Annotated in this window: 24 protein-coding genes and 2 tRNA genes; 7 read left to right on the plus strand and 19 right to left on the minus strand. The window is 67.6% G+C overall.

All coding sequences use genetic code 11. The features are described 5' to 3' along the window. The first annotated feature begins 24 nt into the window (after window positions 1–24). A complete protein-coding gene (gene tsaA, locus ACJ7IV_RS13105; protein ID WP_483864773.1) occupies window positions 25–750 on the plus strand; it encodes a tRNA (N6-threonylcarbamoyladenosine(37)-N6)-methyltransferase TrmO in 726 nt (241 codons plus the stop codon). A gap of 52 nt (window positions 751–802) precedes the next feature. Here the strand turns inward: tsaA and purC are convergent, their stop codons facing one another. Genes purC through dapA form a run of 4 tightly spaced genes read right to left on the minus strand, consistent with a single transcriptional unit; the run spans window position 803 to window position 4,249 of the window. Beyond that, window positions 803–1,516, minus strand: a complete 714-nt coding sequence (gene purC, locus ACJ7IV_RS13110; RefSeq protein ID WP_483864774.1) for a phosphoribosylaminoimidazolesuccinocarboxamide synthase — start codon at window positions 1,514–1,516, stop codon at window positions 803–805. A 40-nt stretch (window positions 1,517–1,556) separates the two neighbouring features. After that, complete coding sequence (locus ACJ7IV_RS13115; RefSeq protein WP_483864775.1) at window positions 1,557–2,363, minus strand: MBL fold metallo-hydrolase; 807 nt, start codon at window positions 2,361–2,363, stop codon at window positions 1,557–1,559. Then, complete coding sequence (locus ACJ7IV_RS13120; protein WP_483864776.1) at window positions 2,363–3,319, minus strand: lipoprotein, NlpB; 957 nt, start codon at window positions 3,317–3,319, stop codon at window positions 2,363–2,365. The genes ACJ7IV_RS13115 and ACJ7IV_RS13120 overlap by 1 nt, the downstream gene beginning before the upstream one ends. A gap of 45 nt (window positions 3,320–3,364) precedes the next feature. Continuing rightward, the gene (gene dapA / locus ACJ7IV_RS13125) at window positions 3,365–4,249 is read right to left on the minus strand and encodes a 4-hydroxy-tetrahydrodipicolinate synthase (RefSeq protein WP_213311418.1); all 885 of its coding nucleotides are present in this window, start codon (window positions 4,247–4,249) and stop codon (window positions 3,365–3,367) included. 233 nt (window positions 4,250–4,482) lie between these two features. Here dapA and ACJ7IV_RS13130 point away from each other — a divergent pair, with 233 nt between their 5' ends. Further along, window positions 4,483–4,971 (plus strand): peroxiredoxin, encoded by a 489-nt coding sequence (locus tag ACJ7IV_RS13130; RefSeq protein WP_483864777.1) that lies wholly within the window; start codon window positions 4,483–4,485, stop codon window positions 4,969–4,971. A 28-nt stretch (window positions 4,972–4,999) separates the two neighbouring features. Here the strand turns inward: ACJ7IV_RS13130 and ACJ7IV_RS13135 are convergent, their stop codons facing one another. Both ACJ7IV_RS13135 and ACJ7IV_RS13140 read right to left on the minus strand, forming a co-directional pair. After that, the gene (locus ACJ7IV_RS13135) at window positions 5,000–6,100 is read right to left on the minus strand and encodes an AI-2E family transporter (RefSeq protein WP_483864778.1); all 1,101 of its coding nucleotides are present in this window, start codon (window positions 6,098–6,100) and stop codon (window positions 5,000–5,002) included. Beyond that, window positions 6,097–6,345 carry a sulfurtransferase TusA family protein gene (locus ACJ7IV_RS13140; RefSeq protein ID WP_483864779.1) on the minus strand — a complete coding sequence of 83 codons (249 nt, stop codon included), beginning with the start codon at window positions 6,343–6,345 and terminating at the stop codon, window positions 6,097–6,099. The genes ACJ7IV_RS13135 and ACJ7IV_RS13140 overlap by 4 nt, the downstream gene beginning before the upstream one ends. A gap of 131 nt (window positions 6,346–6,476) precedes the next feature. On the opposite strand from ACJ7IV_RS13140, the gene ACJ7IV_RS13145 reads away from it, so the two are divergent. Continuing rightward, a complete protein-coding gene (locus tag ACJ7IV_RS13145; protein ID WP_483864780.1) occupies window positions 6,477–7,943 on the plus strand; it encodes a M48 family metalloprotease in 1,467 nt (488 codons plus the stop codon). A 163-nt stretch (window positions 7,944–8,106) separates the two neighbouring features. On the opposite strand, the gene nadA is transcribed toward ACJ7IV_RS13145, so the two are convergent. The 6 genes from nadA to ACJ7IV_RS13175 all read right to left on the minus strand — a co-directional run bounded on the left by nadA (window position 8,107) and on the right by ACJ7IV_RS13175 (window position 12,288). Next, complete coding sequence (gene nadA, locus ACJ7IV_RS13150; RefSeq protein ID WP_483864781.1) at window positions 8,107–9,135, minus strand: quinolinate synthase NadA; 1,029 nt, start codon at window positions 9,133–9,135, stop codon at window positions 8,107–8,109. A 255-nt stretch (window positions 9,136–9,390) separates the two neighbouring features. Beyond that, window positions 9,391–9,466 (minus strand) — tRNA-Lys (locus ACJ7IV_RS13155). Between the two features lie 28 nt (window positions 9,467–9,494). Next, window positions 9,495–9,570: transfer RNA gene (locus ACJ7IV_RS13160), tRNA-Lys, on the minus strand. 77 nt (window positions 9,571–9,647) lie between these two features. After that, window positions 9,648–10,499, minus strand: a complete 852-nt coding sequence (gene rluB, locus ACJ7IV_RS13165; RefSeq protein ID WP_483864782.1) for a 23S rRNA pseudouridine(2605) synthase RluB — start codon at window positions 10,497–10,499, stop codon at window positions 9,648–9,650. Continuing rightward, on the minus strand, window positions 10,496–11,374 hold the full coding sequence (scpB, locus tag ACJ7IV_RS13170) for an SMC-Scp complex subunit ScpB (RefSeq protein ID WP_483864783.1): 879 nt from the start codon (window positions 11,372–11,374) through the stop codon (window positions 10,496–10,498). The genes rluB and scpB overlap by 4 nt, the downstream gene beginning before the upstream one ends. Further along, entirely contained in the window at window positions 11,371–12,288 is a 918-nt protein-coding gene (locus tag ACJ7IV_RS13175) for a segregation and condensation protein A (RefSeq protein ID WP_483864784.1), read from the minus strand. The genes scpB and ACJ7IV_RS13175 overlap by 4 nt, the downstream gene beginning before the upstream one ends. A 310-nt stretch (window positions 12,289–12,598) precedes the next feature. Between ACJ7IV_RS13175 and ACJ7IV_RS13180 the strand changes: the two genes are divergently transcribed. Both ACJ7IV_RS13180 and ACJ7IV_RS13185 read left to right on the plus strand, forming a co-directional pair. After that, window positions 12,599–12,802: a cold-shock protein gene (locus ACJ7IV_RS13180; protein WP_161431197.1), complete on the plus strand. Its 204-nt coding sequence runs from the start codon at window positions 12,599–12,601 to the stop codon at window positions 12,800–12,802. Window positions 12,803–13,009: 207 nt separating this feature from the next. Beyond that, on the plus strand, window positions 13,010–14,008 hold the full coding sequence (locus ACJ7IV_RS13185) for a zinc-binding dehydrogenase (RefSeq protein WP_213312140.1): 999 nt from the start codon (window positions 13,010–13,012) through the stop codon (window positions 14,006–14,008). Between the two features lie 56 nt (window positions 14,009–14,064). Here ACJ7IV_RS13185 and ACJ7IV_RS13190 read toward each other — a convergent pair whose 3' ends face one another. The 4 genes from ACJ7IV_RS13190 to guaB form a co-directional block, all read right to left on the minus strand. Beyond that, window positions 14,065–14,541: a phosphate-starvation-inducible PsiE family protein gene (locus ACJ7IV_RS13190; protein WP_483864785.1), complete on the minus strand. Its 477-nt coding sequence runs from the start codon at window positions 14,539–14,541 to the stop codon at window positions 14,065–14,067. Window positions 14,542–14,631: 90 nt separating this feature from the next. Next, window positions 14,632–15,306: a glutathione S-transferase family protein gene (locus tag ACJ7IV_RS13195; protein ID WP_483864786.1), complete on the minus strand. Its 675-nt coding sequence runs from the start codon at window positions 15,304–15,306 to the stop codon at window positions 14,632–14,634. 139 nt (window positions 15,307–15,445) lie between these two features. Further along, window positions 15,446–17,023: a glutamine-hydrolyzing GMP synthase gene (gene guaA / locus ACJ7IV_RS13200; RefSeq protein WP_161431191.1), complete on the minus strand. Its 1,578-nt coding sequence runs from the start codon at window positions 17,021–17,023 to the stop codon at window positions 15,446–15,448. A 96-nt stretch (window positions 17,024–17,119) separates the two neighbouring features. Further along, window positions 17,120–18,589 (minus strand): IMP dehydrogenase, encoded by a 1,470-nt coding sequence (guaB, locus tag ACJ7IV_RS13205; RefSeq protein ID WP_213312134.1) that lies wholly within the window; start codon window positions 18,587–18,589, stop codon window positions 17,120–17,122. Between the two features lie 140 nt (window positions 18,590–18,729). Here guaB and xseA point away from each other — a divergent pair, with 140 nt between their 5' ends. Together xseA and ACJ7IV_RS13215 are read left to right on the plus strand one after the other, a co-directional pair. Further along, a complete protein-coding gene (gene xseA / locus ACJ7IV_RS13210; RefSeq protein ID WP_483864787.1) occupies window positions 18,730–20,097 on the plus strand; it encodes an exodeoxyribonuclease VII large subunit in 1,368 nt (455 codons plus the stop codon). A 152-nt stretch (window positions 20,098–20,249) separates the two neighbouring features. Next, the gene (locus ACJ7IV_RS13215; RefSeq protein ID WP_232912087.1) at window positions 20,250–20,906 is read left to right on the plus strand and encodes a peroxiredoxin; all 657 of its coding nucleotides are present in this window, start codon (window positions 20,250–20,252) and stop codon (window positions 20,904–20,906) included. A 64-nt stretch (window positions 20,907–20,970) separates the two neighbouring features. On the opposite strand, the gene glrR is transcribed toward ACJ7IV_RS13215, so the two are convergent. The 3 genes from glrR to ACJ7IV_RS13230 are packed head-to-tail and all read right to left on the minus strand — an operon-like array spanning window position 20,971 to window position 24,467. Further along, window positions 20,971–22,341 (minus strand): two-component system response regulator GlrR, encoded by a 1,371-nt coding sequence (gene glrR, locus ACJ7IV_RS13220; protein WP_232912112.1) that lies wholly within the window; start codon window positions 22,339–22,341, stop codon window positions 20,971–20,973. Window positions 22,342–22,399: 58 nt separating this feature from the next. After that, the gene (locus tag ACJ7IV_RS13225; RefSeq protein WP_483864788.1) at window positions 22,400–22,975 is read right to left on the minus strand and encodes a hypothetical protein; all 576 of its coding nucleotides are present in this window, start codon (window positions 22,973–22,975) and stop codon (window positions 22,400–22,402) included. Window positions 22,976–22,979: 4 nt separating this feature from the next. Further along, window positions 22,980–24,467: a sensor histidine kinase gene (locus ACJ7IV_RS13230; protein WP_483864789.1), complete on the minus strand. Its 1,488-nt coding sequence runs from the start codon at window positions 24,465–24,467 to the stop codon at window positions 22,980–22,982. Between the last annotated feature and the right edge of the window lie 32 nt (window positions 24,468–24,499).

Genomic DNA, 24,499 nt, shown 5'->3' on the forward strand with positions numbered 1-24,499 from the left:
TGGGGAGCAGGCATAATGCTCGCCATGAGCGATCCAGCCCCCCTGCCTGCCGTCACCCTGTCGCCTGTCGGCGTCATCGAGAGTGACTTCCCCGACAAGTTCGGCGTGCCCCGCCAGCCTGGCCTGGCCCCGTCGGCTCGCGCCACACTCCGGTTGCTGCCGCCCTACGACGACCCGCTCACGGTAAGGGGCCTGGACGCCTTCAGCCACCTGTGGCTCACCTTCCTCTTCCATCACAGCCCCGAACGCTGGACGCCGCTGGTGCGACCACCGCGCCTCGGGGGCAACCGCCGGATCGGAGTCTTCGCCAGCCGCAGCACCCACCGCCCCAACCGCCTGGGGCTGTCGCTGGTCGAGCTGATCGGGATCGACACCCACCAGGGCGTCAGGCTGCATCTTGCCGGCGCCGACCTGGTGAACGGTACCCCGGTGCTCGATATCAAGCCCTACCTGCCCTGGGTCGAGGCCAGGCCGGAGGCCCGCGCGGACTTCGCCCCCGAGGCGCCCGCCAGGCTACCGGTGCGCTTCAGCGACGAGGCCGAGGCGGCCCTGGCAGGGCGGGAAGACGCCGCCTCGCTGCGCGCGCTGATCGAGGAAGTGCTGAGCCAGGACCCCCGGCCGGCCTATCGCAACGGCGGCGAGGCGCGCCGTTACGGTGTGCGCCTGCGCGACCTGGACGTGCGCTTCCAGGCCGTGGCGGCCAGCGACGGCGCGACCCGCCTGGAAGTGCTGGACATCGTGCCGGCCTGAACGACGAAGGGCCCCGCAGGGCCCTTCGTGACGCTGAAGCGACGCGGCGAGTTCAGTCGAAGCTGACACCGATGCGACGCCCTACCTCCTCGTAGGCCTCGATCACGCCGCCGAGACCCTGGCGGAAGCGGTCCTTGTCGAGCTTCTCGCGAGTCTTGGCGTCCCACAGCCGACAGCCGTCCGGGGAGAACTCGTCGCCCAGCACGATCTGCCCCTGGAAGAGGCCGAACTCGAGCTTGTAGTCCACCAGCAGCAGGCCGCCATCGGCGAACAGCTTCTTGAGCACCGCGTTGACCTTGAAGGTCAGCGCCTTCATCTCGGCCAGCTGCTCGGGTGTCGACCAGCCGAAGGTCTCGGCCAGCGACTCGTTGATCATGGGATCATGCAGGGCGTCGTTCTTGAGGAACAGCTCGAAGGTGGGGGGCGTGAGCTCCTCACCCTCGGTGACACCCAGACGCTTGACCAGGCCACCGGCGGCGATATTGCGCACCACGCACTCCACCGGGATCATCTCCAGCGCCTTGACCAGGCTCTCGGTATCGGAGAGGCGCTTCTCGAAGTGGGTGGGCACGCCCGCCTCGGCCAGCCTCTCCATGATGAAGGCGTTGAAGCGGTTGTTGACCATCCCCTTGCGGGCCAGCGACTCCATGCGCTCGCCATCGAAGGCGCTGGTGTCGTCGCGGAACTGGAGTATCACGCGATCCGGGTCATCGGTGGCAAAGACCGACTTGGCCTTGCCGGCGTAGAGTTCTTGACGCTTTTCCATGGAAGCCTCCGGAGGCTAGGTCAGGTGGAAGGTTGCAGGCTCAGGCGATGGCCTGCCACGCCAGGCCATCGTCCTGGCAGGACACCATCAGCCGCGATTCGTCGCCGTCGAGCAGCGGCACCAGGGCTTCCAGGGCCAGCTCGGGACGGTTGTTGTGTTCGGACAGGTGCGAACAGGCGATATGCTGCAGTCGATCGAGGCCGAGCCGGGCCAGCAGCGCCGCCGCCTGGGTGTTGGCCAGATGGCCCCAGTCGCCCCCCACCCGACGCTTGAGGCGCGGCGGATAGGGACCCTCGGCGAGCATGCGGACGTCATGGTTGCACTCGAGCACCAGGGCATCACAGCCGGCGAAGGCCTGGACCACATGCTCGGTGGGGTGACCGAGGTCGGTAAGCAGACCCAGGTGACGCCCGCTACCACCCTGGATGCGGAACTGCACCGGCTCGCGGGCATCGTGGGGCACGGTCACCGGATCGATGCAGAGGCCCTTCACCGCAAACCGCGCCTGGGGCGTGATCCAGTGACGCTCGGGCAGCTCGCCAAGGCGCCCTGAAGCCCAGGTGCCCGGCGTCAGCCACACCGGCACCCCGTAGCGCCGCGCCAGGGGCCCCACCCCACGGATATGGTCACCGTGCTCATGGGTCACCAGCAGGGCATCGAGCTGACGCGGGTGCAAGCCCAGCCGAGCCAGCCGGCGCTCGGCCTCACGCAGCGTGAAGCCACAATCCACCAGCAGGTGGGTCGCGCCGTCGCTGACCAGGGTGGCGTTGCCCTTGCTGCCGCTGCCCAGGGAGGCAAAACTCAGCCACCCACCAGGCAAGGCAGCGCTCTTGCCGGCTACCGTCATCAGCGCAGCAGGCTCGCCACCCGCTCCAGCAGCTCGCGCCGATCATCGGCGCTGAAGCCTTCTTCGCTGGCACTCTCGGCGCGCAGCAGGGTCCGTTCGGGCCCTTCGCTCTCCAGTACCAGGCGGATCTCGCGCGGCGACGGCGATGACACCAGTCCCTTCCAGAAGCCTTCACGGCGCTCGGAAAGAGGCAGATAACGGATGCGATGGGAGTAGTCCGCCGGGGTGCTCTCCAGCAGCTCACGGCTTCCCTCGAGGGTAAAGTCCTGACGCAGCTGGTACTCCAGCTCGGCCCAGGTCCGCTCGATATCCAGCGGCACCTCGACCACCCACTCCTCACCACGCTGGGCAAGGCTCAGGCGCTCCTCGCCAGCCAGCCGCTGGGCCTGCAGGGAGGCGGTGCCGGACGCCGTGGCGCTGCGTGCGCCGAAGTACTGCTCCAGGGCATTCAGGCAGGCATCCACCGGGCGCCCGGACTGCTCGCAGCGCACCTCACTGTCACCGGCGCGCAGTCCCTGGCGCACGCTCAGCTGCCCTTGCTGTGTCTCGACCACGCCGCTGGAGGTGTCGCTGGCGATCACGTCCAGGCCACGGCTGCGGGCGAAGCCCTCCAGCTGGGGCCAGATGGCATCCGGGCCGGCAGCCACCACCAGCCAGGCATCATCGCCCACGCGGCGGCGTTCGACGAACTCCCGCTCGATCCGCCCGGCGCCCAGCGGCTGCGGTGCCGGCGCCTCGAACCCCTCACCGCCGGCGCGGAAGCTGCCGGCGGCCTCGGGCACCGGCATGGCATCACGGTAGCGCTGGGAATTGCGGCTCTCGGGCAGCACCAGGGGGGGCGCCTGGCGGGCATCAGCATAATCGATGTTGCGGTCGTGGTAGTAACCGTCGTCACGGGCACAACCGGCCAGGGCGACGAGCGCCGCCAGCGGCAGCCATTTCAGCGCTGAGTTCATGGGTCTACCTTGCATCCAGTTCTCCAGAGTCCGGCGCGACGCCGATCAGTCGTCGATCAGCCCGGCCAGTTGCAGGGCCTCACTGATGGTGGAGTGGTACTTCTCCGAGAGCCAGGTCAGCGGCAGGCGAATGCCCGGCTCGATCAGCCCCATGCGATGCAGCGCCCACTTGACGGGAATCGGGTTGGACTCGATGCCGAGATTGGTATGCAACGGCATCAGGCGGGTGTTGAACTGGTGGGCGTGCTCGGCGTCACCGGCCACCGCGGCGGCGCACAGGTCATGCATGGCCTGGGGCGCGACGTTGGCGGTCACCGAGATGTCGCCGTGGCCGCCCATCAGCATGAAGTCGCAGGCAGTGCCGTCGTCGCCGGAGTAGAGCATGAAACCGCTGCCCTTGAGGCGACTGATCAGATCCTCGGCGCGCTCCAGGTTGCCGGTGGCATCCTTGAGACCGACGATATTGTCCACTTCGGCGAGGCGGAGCACGGTCTCGTTGTAGAGGTCGGAGCAGGTGCGACCGGGCACGTTGTAAAGGATCACCGGCAGCTCGCTGCCCTCGGCCACCGCCTTGAAGTGGCGGTAGAGCCCTTCCTGGGTCGGCTTATTGTAGTAGGGGCAGACCGACAGGCAGTAGTCCGCCCCCACCTCGCTGGCGTAGCGCGCCAGCTCCACCGCCTCGGAGGTGGCGTTGGCGCCGGTGCCGGCAATCACCGGAATGCGCCCGTCGACCTCCTCCACCACGGCGCGGATCACATCGAAGTGCTCGGCGAAGGACATGGTGGTGGGCTCGCCGGTGGTCCCGGCGGCGACGATGCCATCGGTGCCGTGGTCGAGATGGAAGTTCACCAGGCGGCGCAAGGCCTCCCAATCGATATCGCCATTGACCTTCATCGGCGTCGCCAGGGCGACGATGCTTCCCGTGACCATCCTCTCTATCCTCTCGGTTCGACTGCTGCCGGTTCGATTGCCGCGCGCTGCCCCGGCCGCACCGGAGCCAAAACGGGGCAGGACACTACCCCAAAGGGCAAATGGTACTCAGGCGGCCTGAGCCTGTACAGCGGCGGCGCCACTTTCCCCACGCCCCGCTTTGACAGCCGGGCGGCGGTTGCGTGTAATCGACGCCTCGCCACTCTCACCCGGTTCTCATCCAGGAGGCTTTCATGAGCGTCAGCATCGGCCAGACCGTCCCCGACTTCACCGCCCAGGCTACCGGCGACCAGGAGATCACCATGGCCCAGTTCCGCGGCCGACAGGTGGTGATCTACTTCTATCCCAAGGCCAGCACTCCCGGCTGCACCACCGAGGGCGGCGACTTCCGCGATCGCAAGGCGGACTTCGATACCGCCAACACCGTGATCCTCGGGGTCTCCCGGGACGGCATCCGCGCCCAGGAGAACTTCAAGGCCAAGCAGGCCTTCAACTTCCACCTGATCTCCGACAAGGACGAGAGCCTGTGCCGGCTGTTCGACGTCATCAAGCTAAAGAAGATGTACGGCAAGGAGCATCTCGGCATCGAACGCAGCACCTTCCTGATCGACAGCGAAGGCAAGCTGGCTCGGGAGTGGCGCGGCGTCAAGGTCAAGGGCCACGCCCAGGAGGTACTGGAGGCGGCCCAGGCCCTCAACGACGGCAATCTCACCGGCGCGTGACAGCCACCAGGGCCGCCCGCGGCGGCCCTCACTTCTCCGCCGCCACCTCACCACCCTCAACCTGCCGGTGGCGCTTGATCCCCCGCGGCCAGGCGAAGACCAGTGCCTTGAGCAGGGTCGCCAGGGGAATCGCGAAGAAGATTCCCCAGAAGCCCCAGATCCCGCCGAAGAACAGCACCGCCACGATGATCGATACCGGGTGCAGGTTGACCGCCTCGGAGAACAGCACCGGCACCAGCACGTTGCCGTCCAGCGCCTGGATGACCCCGTAGGCGACCAGCACATAGAGGAACTCGTCGGTCATGCCGAAGTGGAAGCCGGCCACCGCGGCCACCGGCAGGGTGGCCACCGCCGCCCCGATATAGGGCACCAGCACCGAGAAGCCGACCATCACCGAGAGCAGTGCGGTATAGGGCAGCCCGAAGAAGGCGAAGGTGAGGAAGGCCACGGTACCCACGATCATGATCTCGATGAACTTGCCGCGCACATAGTTGGCGATCTGGCTGTCCATCTCGTGCCAGATGCGGGTCATCAGCGTCCGCTTGCGGGGCAGCAGCGAAAGGATGAAGTCCACCAGCCGCTCACGATCCTTGAGCAGGAAGAACACCAGGATCGGCACCAGCACCAGGTAGATGATCAGCCCCAGGACGTTGCCCAGCGAAGCCAGCGACAGCGTCAGGGCGCGCTGGCCCAGCTGGGTCAGTTCGCGACCGGCGGTGGCGATCCAGTTCTGGATCTGGTCCGGGGTGATCAGCTGCGGGTAGCGCGCCTGCAGGTCGTCGAGCAGCTGCTGGCCACTGGCGAACATCCGTGGCGTCTCCTGCACCAGGGTCACCAGCTGGTTCCAGATCAGCGGCATCAGGATGAAGGCCAGCGCCAGCAACAGGCCCATGAAACCCAGGAACACCAGGATCACCGCCAGCAGGTGCGGCACATGTCGCCGCTCCAGCCAGCTCACCGCCCCCTGGAGCAGGAAGGCGATCACCAATGCGGTGAGGAAGGGGGCCAGCATGCGGCCCAGGAAGATCACCGCGGCGAAGCCCAGTACCAGTACCACCAGCAGGATCACCGCCTCCTCGTCGGAGAGGTAGTGGTCGACCCAGCTCTTGAGCACCGCCCGCAGCGTCATGAGGCGCGCTCCGTGCCCTTGCGCAGCCAGTAGTGGTAGATACCGTCGCGCTCCTCCCTGGCCGGCATCTCGTGGACGCTCTGTTCGACGTAGCTGGCGAAGTCCTGCCAGGAGCCGGCATCGGTGGCCCTGACCTCGAGAAGCTGGCCCGCCTCGAGCCGGGAGAGCGCCTGCTTGGCCTTGAGCAGGGGGAGCGGGCACGGCAGTCCGCAGACGTCGAGCACTTGGTCGGGTTGCAGAGACATGGAGACTCCCGGAAGAATGCAGGATAACGCCGCCGGCGTGCCGGCAGCGGGAACCCTAGGGATTTAAAGGCACTTTGCGGGGCGAATCAATGTCAGAGAGTGGGCCGCCTCGCCCGAAGGAGAGCTTATCCATGCTGTCGCGCCACCTCCCCCGCGCTATCGCTCTGGTGATGGGCCTGTCCCTGGCCCTGCCTGCCACCGGCCAGTGGACCGAGCCTGCCTGGGAGAGTGACGTCGGCCTGCCCAGCCTGTCGAGCCCCGGTAGCCGAGCCGCCGACGGCGAGGAGTACCGACTGGGGCGCGCCTGGCTGCGCCAGTTCCGCGCCCGCGCCCCGGAGTGGCAGGACCCCCTCGCCCAGGCCTATGTCGAATCGCTGGTATCGCAGCTGGCCCCGCACAGCGGACTGGGCGGCAGCGACCTGGTCGTGACCCTGGTCGACAGCCACCGTCTCAACGCCTTCGCGGTACCGGGCGGCGTGATCGGCGTCAACGCCGGACTGTTCGCCTTCGCCGAGCAGGAGGCGGAGCTGGTCTCGGTGCTGGCACATGAGCTCGGCCACCTCGCCCAGCGCCACTATACCCGTGGCCAGGCCCGTGCCGAACAGACCCAGGTTCCCGCCATGGCCGCCATGCTGGCCGGCATGCTGATCGCCGCCGCGGGCGGGGGCGATGCCGGCATCGGCGTCGCCATGGGCTCCCAGGCCGCCTTCATCCAGGACCAGCTGGCCTACTCGCGGCGCTACGAGCAGGAGGCCGACCGCCTGGGACTGCAGGTCATGGCCGAAGCCGGCTACGACCCCGAGGCCATGGCCTCGATGTTCCGCGCCATGCAGCGTCTGGCCAGCCTCCAGGGGGGCACACCGCCGGAGTTCCTGCTCACCCACCCCCTCACCGAGTCGCGCATCAGCGATACCGCCTCACGCGCCGCCCAGCTCGCCGGGAAGGGTGGCCGAGAGGACCTGCAGTACCATCTGGTACGCGCCCGGGCGCTGCTGGCGATCCACCAGCGAGACCCCGGCCAGGCCACCACCCGACTGGCCCAGGGCGACACGCCCCAGGAGGCCAGGCGCTACCTGGACGCCCTGGTACTCGCCGAGCGTGGCGATACCGCCACGGCGCTGCGCCGGCTCGACGCCCTGGCCCGGGAGCTGCCCGACCTCACCCTGATTCCCGCCTCGGCGGTCGAGGTGGCCTTCGCGGCCGGACACACCGATGACGCCATCGAGCGCAGCCGACGCCTGCTTCGCCTGGTGCCGGGGCATGTGCCGACCACCCTCACCCTCGCCGAGGCGCTGCTGCAGCGCGATCCCGACGAGGCCTGGCGGCTGCTGCGCGAGCTGGCCGAGCGGCGTCCCGAGGATCATCGCGTGTTTGCGCTTCTGGCCGAGGCCGCGGGACGCAGCGGCCGCGAGGCCCTGGGTCACCTGGCCCGTGCCGAACACCAGCAGCTCACCGGGCGCATCACCGACGCCATCCGCCAGCTGGGCGTGGCCCGTCGGGTGGCCGAGCGCGAAGGCAACAGCGCCGCTACCGCGCGCATCGAACAGCGCTACGAGGCGTTTCTCGGCTACCGGGAGACGCTGGAGGAGTTCCAGTAAGCGCAGGAGCAAGGAGCAAGGAACAAGGAGCAAGGAGCAAGGAGCAAGGAGCAAGGAGCAAGGAGCAAGGAGCAAGGAGCAAGGAGCAAGGAGCATCGTGATGTGGCCCGCAGCAAAAGAACCCCCGAATGCTTAGCATTCGGGGGTTCTTGTCGCTCGGCGCTTACTTCTGGAAGTTGAGCATCCGCTCCAGGGGCTTTAGCGCCGCCCGGCGCAGTTCGGCGTCGACCTGGATCTCGCCGCTGCCGTGGCGCAGGGCGTCGGCCAGGTTGTCCAGGGCGTTCATCGCCATCCACGGGCAGTGGGCGCAGCTCTTGCAGGTGGCACCATTGCCGGCGGTGGGCGCCTCGAACAGCGTCTTCTCCGGGACTGCCTGCTGCATCTTGAAGAAGATGCCGCGGTCGGTGGCCACGATCAGCTTGTCGTTGGGCAGCTCCTTGGCCGCCTTGATCAGCTGGGAGGTCGAGCCCGCCACGTCGGCCAGCCCCACCACCGCAGCGGGCGACTCCGGATGCACCAGCACCGCGGCCTCGGGATAGAGTGCCTTGAGGTCCTCGACCCCCTGGGCCTTGAACTCCTCGTGAACGATGCAGGCACCATCCCAGAGCAGCATGTCGGCGCCGGTCTTCTTCTGGATGTAGCCGCCCAGATGCTTGTCCGGGGCCCACAGGATCTTCTCGCCACGGGCCTGGAGATGCTCGATCACGTCCACGGCGATCGAGGAGGTCGCCACCCAGTCGGCACGCGCCTTCACCGCCGCCGAGGTATTGGCGTATACCACCACGGTGCGGTCGGGGTGCTGGTCACAGAAGGCGGCGAACTCGTCCGCCGGGCAGCCCAGGTCCAGCGAGCAGGTCGCCTCCAGGGTGGGCATCAGCACGCGCTTTTCCGGCGAGAGGATCTTGGCGGTCTCGCCCATGAAGCGCACCCCGGCCACCACCAGGGTATCGGCGGGATGGCGGGCGCCGAAGCGGGCCATCTCCAGGGAGTCGGCTACGCAGCCACCGGTCTCCTCGGCGAGCTGCTGGATGGCATCGTCGGTGTAGTAGTGGGCCACCAGGACGGCGTTGTGGGCCTCGAGGAGGCGCTTGATCTCCTCGACACGCGCCTCGTCCTCGGCGGGAATACGGGTAGGGCAGTAAGTGCGGGTCAGGTGCTCACGCACCTGGGCACGGGAAGTCATGATCGTCATCGTGTCTACCACTGTGACTGGCAGGGGCTCCCCCTGCGTATTACGGGAGCATCACCCCCACGCACTCCGCGTGGCGTGATGTGCCAACGAGCCCGGCCGCGTCTCTCGCCTGCCGGCTCTGATGATCATTCTAGCCCACAACGCCCGGCAATTGACCACTCCTGGTCAAGAAATCACCACCTCGGCACATAAAGCCCGACCCGCAGTCGCCCACAGCAAGACGCCCCGACCTCAATGAGGCCGGGGCGTCTGAATTGGTGGGTCGTGTAGGATTCGAACCTACGACCAATTGGTTAAAAGCCAACTGCTCTACCAACTGAGCTAACGACCCGAGCTTGCGAGCAAGCCAGAGTCCGGAGTGGTGGGTCGTGTAGGATTCGAACCTACGACCAATTGGTTAAAAGCCAACTGCTCTACCAACTGAGCTAACGACCCCTTCCGAACGGGGGCAGATAATACTGGCATGCCCCCGGCCTGGCAAGGATTTTTTTGCCTTCTGCTGCAGCGAACGATCAGCGCCGGGACTTGGGCTTGCGCATCGCCTGCACCGGCTTGCGCTTGTGCTTGTCGCGGCTCCAGCGATTCTTCTCGTCCGGCGTCAGCTCGGGTACCTTGCGCGTCGGCAGCTCCGCCAGTTCGGCCAGGTCGTCGACCTCCTCCTGGGAAAGCTCCACCCACTCGCCGGCCTTGGCCCGCTTGTCGAGGAAGATGTTGCCGTAACGCACCCGCTTGAGGCGGCTGACGGTGAGCCCCTGGGACTCCCAGAGCCGGCGCACCTCGCGATTGCGCCCTTCCATGATCACCACGTGGAACCAGGTGTTGATGCCCTCGCCACCGAACTCCTGGACGTCGGTGAAACGCGCCGGCCCGTCGTCGAGCATCACGCCCTCGACCATGGCCACCACCTGCTCCTTGGTCACCTCACCCATCACCCGCACGGCGTACTCGCGCTCCACTTGGGTGGAGGGATGCATCAGGCGGTTGGCCAGCTCCCCATCGGTGGTGAACAGCAGCAGGCCGCTGGTATTGATGTCGAGGCGTCCGATGGCGATCCAGCGCTCGCCCTTGAGGCGCGGCAGGCGGTCGAACACGGTGCGGCGCCCCTCGGGGTCCTTGCGTGTGCACAGCTCGCCTTCGGGCTTGTTGTACATGATCACCCGCCGCGGCACCTCCTCGGCGGCACGCAGGGTCACCGGACGGTTATCGAAGAGCACCCTGTCGCGGGTCTCGATGCGGTCGCCCAGGGTCGCCACCTGGCCATTGACCTGGACCCGGCCGGCGGCGATGGCAGTCTCCATCTCGCGGCGCGAGCCAAGCCCGGCACGCGCCAGGACCTTCTGCAGTTTTTCGCTGGTATTGCTCATGAATCGTCGTTCTCACTGGGTGTGGATTCCGCCCCCGGGGCAGCGTCATCGTCGACGCGGCCCCGGGCACGTTCGGACAGGCGAGCCTCGAGATCGGCGAAGCTCAACCCTGTCCGCTCGGACGCCGTCCCGGCGTGGTCTGTGTCGGCCTTCCCGGCCGTCGTATCGGGGGCGTCGGCCTCGGCCGACGCCCCCTCTAGTGTAGCGCTACCGGATGCCTCGTCGGCACCCTCCGTCTCGTCGCCCTCCTCCGGCGCCGCATCTGCCTGGGCGAGAATCTCGGCCTGGGCCGGCGGCGGGCCCTCCTCCTCGAGCGCCTTCATCGCCTCCGGCTCCTCGAACTCCTTCAGCTCGTGCATGGGCGGCAGCTCGTCGAGGGTCTTGAGGCCGAAGTCATCGAGGAAGCCACGGGTGGTGGCATAGACCGCCGGACGTCCCGGCACGTCGCGATGCCCCACCACACGGATCCAGCCGCGCTCGAGCAGGGTACGCATGATCGAGCCGCTCACCGTGACCCCGCGCACCTCCTCGATATCCCCGCGGGTCACCGGCTGGCGGTAGGCGATCAGCGCCAGGGTCTCGAGCAGTGCCCGGGAGTAACGCTGGGGTCGCTCGTCCCACAGCCGCGATACCCAGGGCGACAGCCGTGGACGGATGCGCAACTGATAGCCCGAGGCGGTCTCGATCAGCTCCATGGCCCCGCGCTCATGGCGGACACCCAGGCGCTCCAGGGCCTCGCGCAGGGCGCGCCGCGGCGGCCGCTCGTGGTCATCGAACAACACCTCCAGGCGCTCCAGGGGCAACGGCTCCCCGGCGGCCAGCAGCGCCGCCTCGAGGATCTCGTCCAGGGCGTCGGGAAACTCCATGGCGGTCATGGCGTCCCCTCCTCGAACTCCTCCTCGAAGGCGCTCTCCCCCTCGCCCTCCAGGTCATCCAGATCACCTCCCTCGGTCGTGGCGGCCCGGGCACGCACATGCAGTGGCGACAGGGGCGCGTTCTGGACGATCTCGATCATCGCCTCCTTGGCCAGTTCGAGGATCGCCATGAAGGTGACCACCACCCCGGCGCGCCCCTCCTCCAGGGAGAACAGCGCCTCGAAGGGGGTGAAACGCCCGCCCGCGAGCCGCTCCATGATCGCCAGCATGCGCTCGCGGGTCGAGAGCACCTCACGGCTGATCTGGTGGGTCTGATTGAGCTCGGCACGGCGCAGGATGCCGGCCAGGGCCCCCAGCAGCTGATCCAGCCCCACATCGGGGTGGATCACGCGACTCTCCAGCGGCGGCAGTGCCGCCCGGGCCGGGAACCAGTCGCGCCCCAGGCGCGGCAACTCGGCCAGCGATTCGGCGGCATTCTTGAGCCGCTCGTACTCCTGCAGGCGGCGAATGAGCTCGGCCCGGGGATCCTCCTCCTCATCGTCACCCCCCTCCTTCGGCGGGCGCGGCAGCAGGGTGCGCGACTTGATCTCGGCCAGCATCGCCGCCATCAGCAGGTACTCCCCGGCCAGCTCGATCTCCATGGCCTTCATCAGCTCCACATACTCGATGTACTGGCGGGTGATGGCGGCCACGTCGATGGCCAGGATATCCAGGTTCTGGCGACGGATCAGGTAGAGCAGCAGGTCGAGGGGCCCCTCGAAGGCCTCGAGGAACACGCGCAGCGCCTCCGGCGGGATATACAGGTCCTCCGGCAGCTCGGTGATCGGCTCGTCGAACAGCCTGCCGAGCACCCCGGCGGGGCCGGCATCGACAGCGGTCTGTTCGAGGCTGGTGGTATCGGGGGTAGCGCTCACGCGGCGTGCCTCTCCGGGGACGCAGGATCAACGGCGAAGTCTAGCAAGAGCATGCCCACGGAAACAGCGTGATCGCGGTTCAGGAACCACCGGCGGGGCAGCCACTGCCGGCCCCCCGAAAAATAAATCACGAAACCCTTTGACCTGAGCCGCCAGGAATGAGACCTTAGCGTCAGTAGGTTGGCAAGCAGCATGGTTTCAGCAGCATTCGAATTCTTTCGACCGCCTGTATGATCATTCTTGTTTTACCCGCTATACATCTGGGTGACACCAGGAACTTTGCAAGGCGCTAAGCGCGAAAGGATTTAACATGACGACTGGTACCGTGAAGTGGTTCAACGATTCTAAAGGCTTCGGCTTCATCTCTCCGTCCGACGGCGGTGATGACGTCTTCGCCCATTTCTCCGAAATTCAGGCTGACGGCTTCAAGTCCCTGCAGGAAGGTCAAAGCGTCTCCTTTGACGTGACCCAGGGCAAGAAGGGCCTTCAGGCCTCGAACATCAAGCCGCTCTGATCCCCGATCAGAAACGCTGACGAACCCCAGGGTTCGTGCGACAGGGCCCGCTTCGGCGGGCCCTGTTTCGTTGTGTGCCTGCCCTGCGGCCTGCCGGCGCATTGCCCTCGACGCCCATGATCTCCCGCCGGTTCTCGGCGAAATTGACGGGGGCCCTCTTCGCTGGCATAGACTGGCGGGCTACTCATCACGTGAAGGAACGACACCATGCAGTCACGCTACTTCACCATCAACGGCTTCCCCCAGGGTACGCCGGGACGCGAGCTTTTCGAGTTGCACGAGGCCGAGTTGCCCGCCCTGGCCGAGGGCGAGGTGCGCATCCGCAACACCTGGCTGTCGGTGGACCCCTATATGCGCGGGCGCATGAGCGGCGTAACGACCTACATCGCCCCCTTCACCATCGGCGAGCCACTGGAAGGCGCCGCGGTGGGCGAAGTGATCGAGTCGCGCCACGCGCGCCTGGCGGTGGGCGACCGGGTCCGCCACATGGGCGGCTGGCGCGACATCGCCCAGCTGCCGGGCGACCAGGTCGAGCCGCTGCCGGGCATCGACGTGCCCGAGCAGGCCTACCTGGGCGTGCTCGGCATGCCGGGCATGACTGCCTGGACAGGCCTCAACCGGATCGCCGAGATGAAAGACGGTGACAACGTGCTGGTCAGCGGCGCCGCCGGCGCGGTAGGGTCGCTTGCCGTGCAGCTGGCCAAGGCCAGGGGCGGCACCGTGGTCGGCATCGCCGGGTCCGCCGAGAAGCTCGAGTGGCTGGAGTCCCACGGCATCAAGGCGGTGAGCTACCGGGACAGGGACGCCGCCCAGCTCACCGAGGCCCTGCAGGGCGCCTGCCCGGAGGGATTCGACGTCTACTACGAGAACGTCGGCGGCACCTGCCTGGAAGCGGCGCTGAACACCCTCAAGGTCGGCGCGCGCATCGCCGTCTGCGGAATGATTGCCCGCTACAACGAGGAATCACCGAGCGCAGGCCCCGGCAACCTGGCGATGATTCTGATCCGCCGCGCCCGCATGCAGGGTTTCATCATCTTCGATCACTGGGACGACTATCCGCGCTTCCTGGAGGAAGTCGGCCCCCTGGTCGCCAATGGCGAGATCGACTACACGGAGACCATCGAGGAGGGCCTGGAGCGCACGCCGGACGCCTTCCTGTCCCTGTTCGAAGGTGCCAATACCGGCAAGATGCTGGTCAGGCTCTGAGCACTCGCGCCCGCTGCACTTCCACTGGCCGATGGGCTGGCGCTGATCGCCGGCACCTAATTCTCCTTGCCCACCAGCCAGTGGGTCACGCCTAGCGCCAGCACCACGGCGGCTATCGCCAGCATCTGCTGTGCCGTGACGGTGGCGATATCCAGGATGATCACCTTCCGGGCTATCGCCATCAACGCCGTGGCCACCACCAGCCGGATGGGCAGGAGGTTGGTGCCCAGGTAAAGGCGAATATTGATGAAGATCTCGACGGCGATCAGCACCACCATGAAGGCGCCGAAGATGATGAAGATATCGCTGACCTCGAACAGCATCACCGGCGGTGCCATGAAGCGCGAGTAGAGCACGTAGATCACGTCCAGCACGCCCCAGATGATCACCAGCACCATCAGCACCGCCAGCACCTTGATGGCGAAGCGGATGACCAGGTGCAGCCGGCGGATCAGCGGGTCCTCATGCTCCTTGGGTAGCTCATCATGCAGCAGCTGGGGCCCATGGTTGAGGTCATCATCTTGCCGATCCATCGTGGTCTCTCCCGATAGCCCCGCAGCGGGGTCCGTCCATTGATGCCCGGCCACACGGCGCTGTCAATCGATGCCTGCTCCCTCAAGACCTCAGAAAGACCTGCCCGCCGCCATGGCCGGCTCGGGCGAGACGCCCTGAGCCAGGGCCGCCTCTCGCTCCACGGCCAAGGCACGCCGAAAGGCCGGGCGCCGCTGCAGGCGCTCCCAGTAGGCGGAAACGGCAGGCTTGAAGCGCTCGCTCAGGCCGACATGGCTGGCCAGCAGCAGCGCATAGCCAACCGAGACATCGGCGGCGGTGAAACGTCCCGCGCACAGGAAGGGCTCACGCTCGAGTCGAGGCTCCAGGGTGCGCAGGCGGGAGAGACACCAGCGAGCATAGTCCTCCACCACCTGGGGCTGGCGGCGCTCCGGCGGCTCGAACTGGCCGTAGCGCAGTACCAGGGTCTGGGGGAAGGTCAGGGTCGCCTCGCCGAAGTGCAGGAAGTTCAGGTAGTCGCCATAGGCGGGCTCGCCCGGCGCCACCTCCAGCCCCGCCTCGGGCAGCCTCGAGGCGAGGTACTGGCAGATGGCCGCGGACTCGGTCATGGCTACCTCGCCGTCGAAGAACGCCGGCACCGTGCCCAGCGGATTGATTTCGAGGAAGGCCTCGTCGTGCATCCGCGGCGGGAAGGCGTGCATCACCAGCTCATAGGGTAGCCCCAGCTCCTCGAGCAGCCACAGGGGACGGAAGGAGCGTGCGCTGACGCAGTGGTGGAGTCTGATCATGGTGGTATCCCGGCAACGGTCTTAGGGTCATGGTGCCCCGAACGCCGCGGGTCGCGAAAGCCCCTTCTCCCACACCAGTCTAAAGACGCCGAACCCGCCTTGAGGGCGGGTTCGGAATGACACCATCAGCCGTGGAGGATCACTCCCACTCGATGGTGGCCGGCGGCTTGCTGCTCACATCGTAGGTCACGCGGGATACGCCGCTGATCTCGTTGATGATGCGGTTGGAGACCGTCTCCAGGAGCTCGTAGGGCAGGTGGGCCCAGCGGGCGGTCATGAAGTCGATGGTCTCCACGGCACGCAGGGCGATGACCCACTCGTAGCGGCGGGCGTCGCCGACCACGCCGACGGACTTGACCGGCAGGAAGACCGCGAAGGCCTGGCTGGTCTTGTGATACCAGTCCGCCCTGTGCAGCTCCTCGATGAAGATGGCATCGGCCTCGCGCAGGATATCGGCGTACTCCTTCTTCACCTCGCCGAGGATGCGCACCCCCAGGCCCGGCCCCGGGAAGGGGTGGCGGTAGACCATGTCGTAGGGCAGACCGAGCTCGACGCCGAGCTTGCGCACCTCGTCCTTGAACAGCTCACGCAGCGGTTCGACCAGCTTGAGCTTCATGGTCTCGGGCAGGCCACCCACGTTGTGGTGCGACTTGATCACATGGGCCTTGCCGGTCTTGGCGGCGGCGGACTCGATCACGTCCGGATAAATGGTGCCCTGGGCCAGGAAGTCCACACCCTCGATCTTGGCGGCCTCGGCGTCGAACACGTCGATGAAGGTGTTGCCGATGATCTTGCGCTTGGCCTCGGGGTCGGCCTCGCCCTTCAGCTTGTCGAGGAATAGGTCCTCGGCGTCCACGCGGATCACCTTCACGCCCATGTGGCGGGCGAAGGTCTCCATCACCTGGTCGCCCTCGGCCTTGCGCAGCAGGCCGTTGTCGACGAACACGCAGGTCAGCTGGTCGCCGATCGCCTTGTGCAGCAGCGCCGCCACCACCGAGGAGTCGACGCCGCCGGAGAGGCCGAGCAGCACATGGCGGTCGCCCACCTGGTCGCGCACCCGGGCGATCTGGTCCTCGATGATCTGGGCCGGGGTCCAGTTGCACTCGGCCTGGCAGATATCGATCACGAAGTGCTCGAGGATTCGCTGGCCCTGCAGGGTATGGGTCACCTCGGGGTGGAACTGCACGCCAAAGAAGCGCTTCTCCTCCCAGGCCATGGCGGCAATGGGGCAGCTCGGCGTGGAGGCGGTAACGGTGAACTCGGCGGGCACGCGGGAGACCTTGTCGCCGTGGCTCATCCAGACGTCGAGCAGGTTGCGGCCGGTCTCGTGATCGATATGGTCCGAGATGTCGCGGAACAGCGCCGTCTCGGCGTCGAGGCGGATCTGGGCATAGCCGAACTCGTGGACGTGTGAGCCCTCCACGGCGCCGCCGAGCTGCTCGGCCATGGTCTGCATGCCGTAGCAGATGCCCAGCACCGGCAGGCCCATCTCGAACACGCACGCCGGGGCACGGGGCGAGTCGAGCTCGGTGACGGATTCCGGGCCGCCGGCGAGGATGATGCCGTTGGGGGCGTACTCGCGGATCTCGGCTTCGCTGATGTCGAAGGCACGAACCTCGGAGTAGACGCCGATCTCGCGCACCCGGCGAGCGATCAGCTGGGTGTACTGGGAGCCGAAGTCGAGGATCAGGATCTTGTGGGCGTGAATGTCGGTCATCTGGCCTTTCCTTTGAGAGGCGAACGGCCCGGAAACACGAAAGCTGGAAGCGGCGCGGCCACTTCCAGCTTCAAGCCTCCCGGCGTCAAGCGTGTATCAACCCGCGCGGTAGTTGGGGGCTTCCTTGGTGATCTGCACGTCGTGCACATGGGATTCGGCGAAGCCGGCACCGGTGATCTGCACGAACTGCGGCTTGGTGCGCATCTCCTGGACGTCGCGGCAGCCGGTGTAGCCCATGGAGGCACGCAGGCCGCCCATCAGCTGATGGACGATGGCGCCCATCATGCCCTTGTAGGGTACGCGGCCCTCGATGCCTTCCGGCACCAGCTTCTCGGCACCGGCGTCCTTGTCCTGGAAGTAGCGGTCGGCGCTGCCCTGGCTCTGGGCCATGGCACCCATGGAGCCCATGCCGCGGTAGGCCTTGTAGGTGCGGCCCTGGTAGAGCTCGATCTCGCCGGGGGCCTCCTCGGTGCCGGCCAGCAGGCCGCCCACCATCACCGCACTCGCGCCGGCGGCCACGGCCTTGGCCAGGTCGCCGGAGAAGCGCACGCCGCCATCGGCGATCAGCGGGATATCATAGGGCGCCAGGGCCGCGGCGACGTTGGAGACGGCGGTGATCTGCGGTACGCCGACGCCGGCCACCACGCGGGTGGTGCAGATGGAGCCGGGGCCGATACCCACCTTGACGCCATCGGCGCCGGCCTCGGCCAGGTCCTTCGCCGCCTCGGCGGTGGCGATGTTGCCACCGATCACCTGGATCTGCGGGAAGTGCTCCTTGGCCCAGCGCACGCGGTCGATCACGCCCTTGGAGTGGCCGTGGGCGGTGTCGATGATGATCGCGTCCACACCGGCCTCGACCAGGGCGGCGATGCGATCCGGGGTCTCGGGACCGGTGCCCACGGCGGCGCCGACCAGCAGGCGGCCGTCGGCATCCTTGGCGGCGCTGGGGAAGGTGCGAGCCTTCTCGATATCCTGGAAGGTGACCAGGCCACGCAGGCGGAAGGCGTCATCCACCACCAGCATCTTCTCGATGCGGTGCTCCTGCATCTTGCTCTTGATCACGGAAAGGTCGGTGCCTACCGGCACGGTGACCAGCTTCTCGCCGGGGGTCATGATGTCCGCCACGCTGTCGCCGTGGTTGGGCTGGAAGCGCATGTCACGTTCGGTGACGATGCCCACCAGGGTCTCGCCCTCGACCACCGGGAAACCCGAGAAGCCGTGCTCCTGGGCCATGGCCAGCAGGTCCTCGAGCTTGGCCTTGGGCCCCACGGTGACCGGGTCCTTGACGATCACGCTCTCGTGCTTCTTGACCTTGCGCACCTCGGCCGCCTGGTGGGCGATGGTCATGTTCTTGTGGATGATGCCGATGCCGCCCTCCTGGGCCATGGCGATGGCCAGGCGCGCCTCGGTGACGGTGTCCATGGCGGCGGAGACGAGCGGGATATTGAGGTAGAGGTCGCGGGTCAGTCGGGTCCGCAGGCTGACATCCTTGGGCAGGACATCGGAGTAGCCGGGCACGAGGAGGACGTCATCGAACGTCAGGGCTTCTTGGGCCATACGTAGCATATCGGCAACACCCAGTGAGCTGGTGGGAAGAAGGGGCAGGTGAAGTTAATCCACCATTATAACGGCCGGGGGCGGGTCACGTCACTGTCCAGCGAGACGTCATGCTACCCTGAACGCCTGATGCCAACCGAGCCGACGCCATGCAGCACCCCGACGCCCCGCCCCTCTCCGTCAGCGAACTCAACCGCAGCGCCCGCCAGCTGCTGGAGGGACGCTTCGGCGAGGTCTGGGTCGAGGGTGAGCTCTCCGGGGTGTCACGGCCGAGCTCCGGCCACGTCTACTTCACCCTCAAGGACGAGCAGGCCCAGCTGCGCGGCGCCCTGTTCCGCAACCGTGCGCGCTTCGTGGGCGCGCCCATGCGCGACGGCGACCGGGTCAAGGTCCGCGGGCGGCTGTCGATCTTCGAGCCCAGGGGCGACTACCAGCTGATCGCCGAGGCGGTGCAGGCCACCGGCGTGGGCGAGCTGCTGGCGGCCTTCGAGCGACTCAAGGCCCGGCTCGCCGGCGAGGGCGTGTTCGCCAACGCCCGTCCCCTGCCCTGCCCCCCGCGCCACCTGCTGGTGGTCACCTCGCCCAGCGGCGCGGCGATCCGTGATGTACTGGCGGTGCTCGCCGCCCGCTGGCCGATGGTCAACGTGACGCTGATCCCGGTGGCGGTGCAGGGACGAGAGGCTGTGCCGGCGATGATCTCGGCGCTGGGCCTGCTCAATCGCCAGTCGAGCCTCGACCCGAGCCGGGATGCCATCCTGCTCACCCGAGGTGGCGGCAGCCTGGAGGACCTGTGGGCCTTCAACGACGAGCACCTGGCTCGAGCGATCTTCCACTCACGGCTGCCGGTGATGTCGGCGGTGGGCCACGAGGTGGACGTGACCCTCGCCGACTTCGCCGCCGATGCGCGAGCCCCCACGCCTTCCGCCGCCGCGGAGCGGCTGGTGCCGGATCGCCGCGAGCTCGCCCAGCGTCTCGAGGCCCTGGAGTCTCGCCTGCTGCGAGCCGTTCAGGCACGCCTCGACGCCGAGGGCCAGCGGCTGGATCACCTGCGTGCGCGGCTGCGCCACCCCGGCGAGGGGCTCGAACGTCAGCGCCAGGCCCTGGCCCAGCTCACCGGGCGACTGACGCGTGCCATCCAGGCACGCCTGGCCGAGGCCCGGCGCCGCCAGAGCCAGCTGAAGCGCCGCCTGGCGGCACATCCTCCCGGCCGCCAGCTGACGCTGGCCGAACGTCGGCTCGAGGCGGCCAGACGGCGCCTGGCCACCGTCGCACCGCGAGAGCTGGCGCGCCATCGCGAGCGCCTGGCCGGGGTGGCCCGGGAGCTGCAGGCGGTCAGCCCGCTGGCGGTGCTCGGCCGCGGCTACGCGATCCTCGAGGACCAGCAGGGACACGTGGTACGTCGCGCCGACGACACCGCCCCCGGCGACCGCCTGACCGCCCGACTGGGCGAAGGGCGCCTGACGCTGGAGGTGCTCCGCCGCGACACCAAACCGCAGGCCAGGGAACAATCGAGCTGATAGTTTTAGGAATATAGTTATTCCAAAGAGAACTACCTAAGCTTAGTCACAAGAAGTCTTGACGCCATCGGCCAGATGCCGTTACGTCGAATATCCTCACGACGTCCCCGCCACGGGTGGGGGCTTATCACCACGCAACAGGGAGTACCACCATGTCTCTGCGCATCAATGATGTTGTACCGGATTTCGAAGCCGATACCAGCCAAGGCCCAATCCGTTTCCATGAGTGGATCGGCGACAGCTGGGCGATCCTGTTCTCCCACCCCAAGGACTTCACCCCGGTGTGCACCACGGAGTTCGGCGCCGTCGCCAAGCTCGGCGAGGAGTGGAAGAAGCGCGGCACCAAGGTGATCGGCATTTCGGTGGATGGCGTCGAGGAGCACAAGGGCTGGATCAAGGACATCGCCAGCTTCGCCAGCTGTGACGTCGGCTTCCCGATCATCGCCGACGAGGACCTCAAGGTCGCCAAGCTGTTCGACATGCTGCCGGCCGATGCCTACCTGCCGGACGGCCGCACCCCCAACGACAGCGCCACCGTCCGCTCGGTGTTCATCATCGGTCCGGACAAGCAGCTCAAGCTCTCCATGACCTACCCGATGAACGTCGGTCGCAACTTCGCCGAGGTACTGCGCGCGCTGGATGCGCTGCAGACCGCCAACGGCGAAGGTGTGGCCACCCCGGCCGACTGGAACCTGGGCCAGGATGTGATCATCCCCACCAGCGTCTCCGACGAGGACGCCAAGGCGAAGTACGGCGAGTTCGAGACCGTCTTCCCCTACCTGCGTCGCGCCAAGCTGCCGCAGAAGTAAGCGCCCCACCGCGCGTCGCCCCGGGCCCCCGCCAATCGGCGGGGGCCTTGCGTTGGAAGGGAGCTCAGCGCTCGGGCTTGAAGGTGGAGGGCTCCAGGTCGTGGCGCCCCAGCAGCTTGTAGAAGTCGGTGCGGTTGCGCCCGGCGATGCGCGCCGCCTGGGTGACGTTGCCCTCGGTGAGCTTGAGCACCTTGATCAGGTAGCGGCGCTCGAAGGCCGCCCGGGCGTCGTTGAAGGTGGGCAGGGCCTGCTCCTCGGCGGCCAGGGCCTGGGCCACCAGCGCCTCGGGAATGATGGCGGTCCCGGTCAGCGCCACGCACTGTTCCACCACATTGACCAGCTGGCGGACGTTGCCCGGCCAGGCACTGGCGGCGAGCAGCTTGAGGGCCTCCGGCGAGAAACCCTTGACGAAGGGCTTGTGGCGCTCGGCGGCCTGGGCCACCAGATGCTTGGCCAGCAGTGGCACATCCTCGGCGCGCTCATGGAGCGGGGGCAGGCGCAGGTTGACCACGTTGAGGCGGTAGTAGAGATCCTCGCGGAACTCCCCCTCGCTCATGGCGCGATCGAGGTCGCGATGGGTGGCGGAAATGACCCGCACATCCACCGGGACCTGGGTGGTGGAGCCCAATGGGCGGATCTGGCGTTCCTGCAGGGCGCGCAGCAACTTGACCTGCAGCGACAGCGGCATGTCACCGATCTCGTCCAGGAACAGGGTGCCACCATCGGCGGCCTGGAACAGGCCCTGGTGCTCGCTCACCGCCCCGGTGAAGGCGCCCTTGGCGTGGCCGAAGAGCTCACTCTCCAGCAGCTGTTCCGGCAGCGCACCGCAGTTGATCGCCACGAAGGGCTTGTCGGCTCGCCGGCTGGCGCGATGGATGGCCTTGGCCATCAGCTCCTTGCCGGAGCCGGAGGGGCCGGTCACCAGCACGCTGACGTCGGAAGCCGCCACCATGCGCGCCTGCTCCAGCAGCCGCTCCATCTCGGGGCTGTGGGTGATGATCCCGGCGCGCCAGGCCTCGTCACCCTCGGGGGTGACCCCCGGTGCCTGGGCCAGCGCCTCCTCGATGGCCTCGAACAACTCATCACGGTCCACCGGCTTGGTCAGGAAGCTGAACACCCCTTCGCGAGTGGCGGCGACGGCGTCGGGAATCGAGCCGTGGGCGGTGAGCAGGATCACCGGCAGTCCCGGCGCCTCGCGCTGTACTTCACGGAACAGCGCCAGGCCATCCATCTCGTCCATGCGCAGGTCGGTAAGCACCAGGTCGGGGCGATCGACCTCCAGCGAGCGTAGCGCCTCGCGGCCGCTCTCGGCAGTGGTCAGCCGGTAGCCGCGACTCTCCAGGCGCATGCCCAGCAGCTTGAGCAGGCTGACGTCGTCATCCACCAGCAGGATATGCGCAGGTTGCCGACGACCGGCACTCCCGGCGGCCGCCATCCGTGTCGATTCAGCGCGGGCTTGCAGGGGGGGCAGGTTCTTCACGTCGGGTCCTCCATCACTCGTCGGCCTGCTGACGCAGGTTGATGCTGCGCTCGATAGCGGTCAGCGCCTCGAGCTTCTTCTCCAGGTCGGCATTTTCCTCTTCCAGCGCCGCGCGGCTCGCCTCGCTCTGTGCCTGAGCCGACTCTGCGGCATTCAGCCTGCCGGCCCTGGCACGACGGCCCTCGAGCTCGTTGAGCCAGTAGCGCAGCAGCGGCTGCAGAAGCACCGGCGCGGCGGCGAGATCGGCCTTGTAGAGCTCCGAGGCGCGCTCCCACTGGCTCTGGTTGCCCCAGGCGAGCACCACGGCGCGGGCCAGGCGCCGCTCCGTTGAGTCCCCCTCCAGGCGCGTGAGCATCGCCTGGCGCCAGACACGATCACCACGCTGGGACGCCAGCCCCAGGTCGATCCACTCGTTCAGCAGGCACTCCTCGTTGGCGAAGCTCGGCAGATCGGCATGGCAGCCGCTGGCCGAGGCGGCCGCCTCAGAGGTGGTGCGGCTGGAGGGCAGCTCGAAGGGCGCCCGGGGCAGCAACTCGCAGCCGGCCAGCCACACGGCCAGCAGGCAGGCCAGCAGAGGGCGAAGATTCATGACATCAGCTCCTTGCATCTTGGCCTGCCATCCCGGCAGGCGTGAGGTTGTGGTCTCGCATGGACGGGACGGCCCGCGGCAGCGTCAGGCGGAAGCAGACCGCCAGGCGCGGATCCTCCACCAGCGCCAGCTCACCCTGCTGGAGGCGTGCGCAATCCGCCGCTACCGAGAGACCGATGCCGGAGCCCTTGAGCGGGCCCTTGCGGCGGGTACGCCCCTGGTAGAAGGCCTCGAACAGGCGCGGACGGTCGACCTCGGCGATGGGCTCACCGCTGTTGGCCACCTCCAGCTCCAGGCGATTGCGGCGCTGGCGGACCCGGATCTCCAGCTCGCCACCATCGGCACCGTAGGCGATAGCGTTGGACACCAGGTTGTCGAGGATATGGCCGGTCGCCGTGCGGTCCAGCTCCCACTCCACCGGGCCGTCGAAGCTCTCGACCCGCATCCCCTTGTTGGCCAGGGCCAGGCGGTGCTTGGCCAGCACCTCGCGAACCAGGGTGGCAACATCGAGCCGTTCGACCTCCACTCGCCGGCTGTGCTGCAGCAGGTTGTAGTCGAGCAGCTGCTCGATCAGCCGCTGCAGCTCGCGGCCGCTGCCATCGATCAGCTCGAGGATCTCCAGCTGCTGCGGGGTCAGCTCCCCGGCCACGCCGTCGGCGAGCAGCGCCGAGCCCTCACGCACGCTGGCCAGCGGGGTCTTGAGTTCGTGGGACATATGGCGCAGGAACTGCTGCTTCTCGGCCTCCAGCTCGGTGAGCCGCGAGGCGAGCCAGTCGAGACGCTCATCCAGCTTGATCAGCTCCGCCGGGCCCTGCACCGGTTGTGGCGGTTCATCGCGGGCGCCACTGCCGATCCTCAGGATGCGCCGCTCCAGCTGTCGCACCGGGCGGATGATCAGCCACGAGAACAGCAGCATCAGCACCAGGCTGGCAGAGACCAGGGCACCGGTCTGCCACCACAGCCGGCCCTGCACACTACTCGCCCGCTGGCGGATCGCATCGATGCGGGCATCGATGCGTTGATTGGTGGCGCGGCGCAGCGCCTCGGTGCGCTCGGCGAAGGCCGGAAAGGCATCGAGGCGCTCCTCGAGGGCCTGCGGCGTCAGCCCGGGCAGCTCGCCCAGGCGCGTCAGCTGCTCCTCCAGGTCCGCCACGACGGGATCGCCCGGCAGCAGTTCTCGCTGCAGCTGCAGCAGCTGACGGTACTCCTCGAGCCGCTCGGCGTAGATCTCCAGCAGGCTCTCCTGCTCGAGTACCGCATACTGACGAGCGCTGCGTTCCATCTCCAGCGCCAGCGCCCCTAGGGTCCGGGCGCGGCGCGTCTCCTCCACCGCCTGGCGGGCGCTAACATCGGCCAGCCGGGTCAGCTCGGTGAGCGCCTGGCCCGCCTGGAACATCAGCACGCCCAGCGGCAGCATCACCACCAGGAAGGCGATCAGCACAAGCTGCAGCAGGGAGCGGGGGCGCCAGCGACGCGCGACTCGAGTGGTCATATCCAGCGTTCTTTGCAGGAGGCCGAGGGGCG

Source organism: Halomonas sp. C10-5, from assembly GCF_057169305.1.

Coding starts and splice junctions, on each gene's coding strand:
- guaA (WP_161431191.1), bottom strand. CDS start 17,023: ATGACCGACATTCACGCCCACAAGATCCTGATCCTCGACTTCGGCTCC.
- ACJ7IV_RS13180 (WP_161431197.1), top strand. CDS start 12,599: ATGACGACTGGTACCGTGAAGTGGTTCAACGATTCTAAAGGCTTCGGC.
- ACJ7IV_RS13135 (WP_483864778.1), bottom strand. CDS start 6,100: ATGACGCTGCGGGCGGTGCTCAAGAGCTGGGTCGACCACTACCTCTCC.
- ACJ7IV_RS13115 (WP_483864775.1), bottom strand. CDS start 2,363: ATGACGGTAGCCGGCAAGAGCGCTGCCTTGCCTGGTGGGTGGCTGAGT.
- nadA (WP_483864781.1), bottom strand. CDS start 9,135: ATGACGATCATGACTTCCCGTGCCCAGGTGCGTGAGCACCTGACCCGC.
- xseA (WP_483864787.1), top strand. CDS start 18,730: ATGCAGCACCCCGACGCCCCGCCCCTCTCCGTCAGCGAACTCAACCGC.
- ACJ7IV_RS13130 (WP_483864777.1), top strand. CDS start 4,483: ATGAGCGTCAGCATCGGCCAGACCGTCCCCGACTTCACCGCCCAGGCT.
- tsaA (WP_483864773.1), top strand. CDS start 25: ATGAGCGATCCAGCCCCCCTGCCTGCCGTCACCCTGTCGCCTGTCGGC.
- glrR (WP_232912112.1), bottom strand. CDS start 22,341: ATGGCGGCCGCCGGGAGTGCCGGTCGTCGGCAACCTGCGCATATCCTG.
- ACJ7IV_RS13140 (WP_483864779.1), bottom strand. CDS start 6,345: ATGTCTCTGCAACCCGACCAAGTGCTCGACGTCTGCGGACTGCCGTGC.
- ACJ7IV_RS13215 (WP_232912087.1), top strand. CDS start 20,250: ATGTCTCTGCGCATCAATGATGTTGTACCGGATTTCGAAGCCGATACC.
- ACJ7IV_RS13230 (WP_483864789.1), bottom strand. CDS start 24,467: ATGACCACTCGAGTCGCGCGTCGCTGGCGCCCCCGCTCCCTGCTGCAG.
- guaB (WP_213312134.1), bottom strand. CDS start 18,589: ATGCTACGTATGGCCCAAGAAGCCCTGACGTTCGATGACGTCCTCCTC.
- purC (WP_483864774.1), bottom strand. CDS start 1,516: ATGGAAAAGCGTCAAGAACTCTACGCCGGCAAGGCCAAGTCGGTCTTT.
- ACJ7IV_RS13195 (WP_483864786.1), bottom strand. CDS start 15,306: ATGATCAGACTCCACCACTGCGTCAGCGCACGCTCCTTCCGTCCCCTG.
- ACJ7IV_RS13120 (WP_483864776.1), bottom strand. CDS start 3,319: ATGAACTCAGCGCTGAAATGGCTGCCGCTGGCGGCGCTCGTCGCCCTG.
- rluB (WP_483864782.1), bottom strand. CDS start 10,499: ATGAGCAATACCAGCGAAAAACTGCAGAAGGTCCTGGCGCGTGCCGGG.
- dapA (WP_213311418.1), bottom strand. CDS start 4,249: ATGGTCACGGGAAGCATCGTCGCCCTGGCGACGCCGATGAAGGTCAAT.
- scpB (WP_483864783.1), bottom strand. CDS start 11,374: ATGACCGCCATGGAGTTTCCCGACGCCCTGGACGAGATCCTCGAGGCG.
- ACJ7IV_RS13185 (WP_213312140.1), top strand. CDS start 13,010: ATGCAGTCACGCTACTTCACCATCAACGGCTTCCCCCAGGGTACGCCG.
- ACJ7IV_RS13190 (WP_483864785.1), bottom strand. CDS start 14,541: ATGGATCGGCAAGATGATGACCTCAACCATGGGCCCCAGCTGCTGCAT.
- ACJ7IV_RS13145 (WP_483864780.1), top strand. CDS start 6,477: ATGCTGTCGCGCCACCTCCCCCGCGCTATCGCTCTGGTGATGGGCCTG.
- ACJ7IV_RS13225 (WP_483864788.1), bottom strand. CDS start 22,975: ATGAATCTTCGCCCTCTGCTGGCCTGCCTGCTGGCCGTGTGGCTGGCC.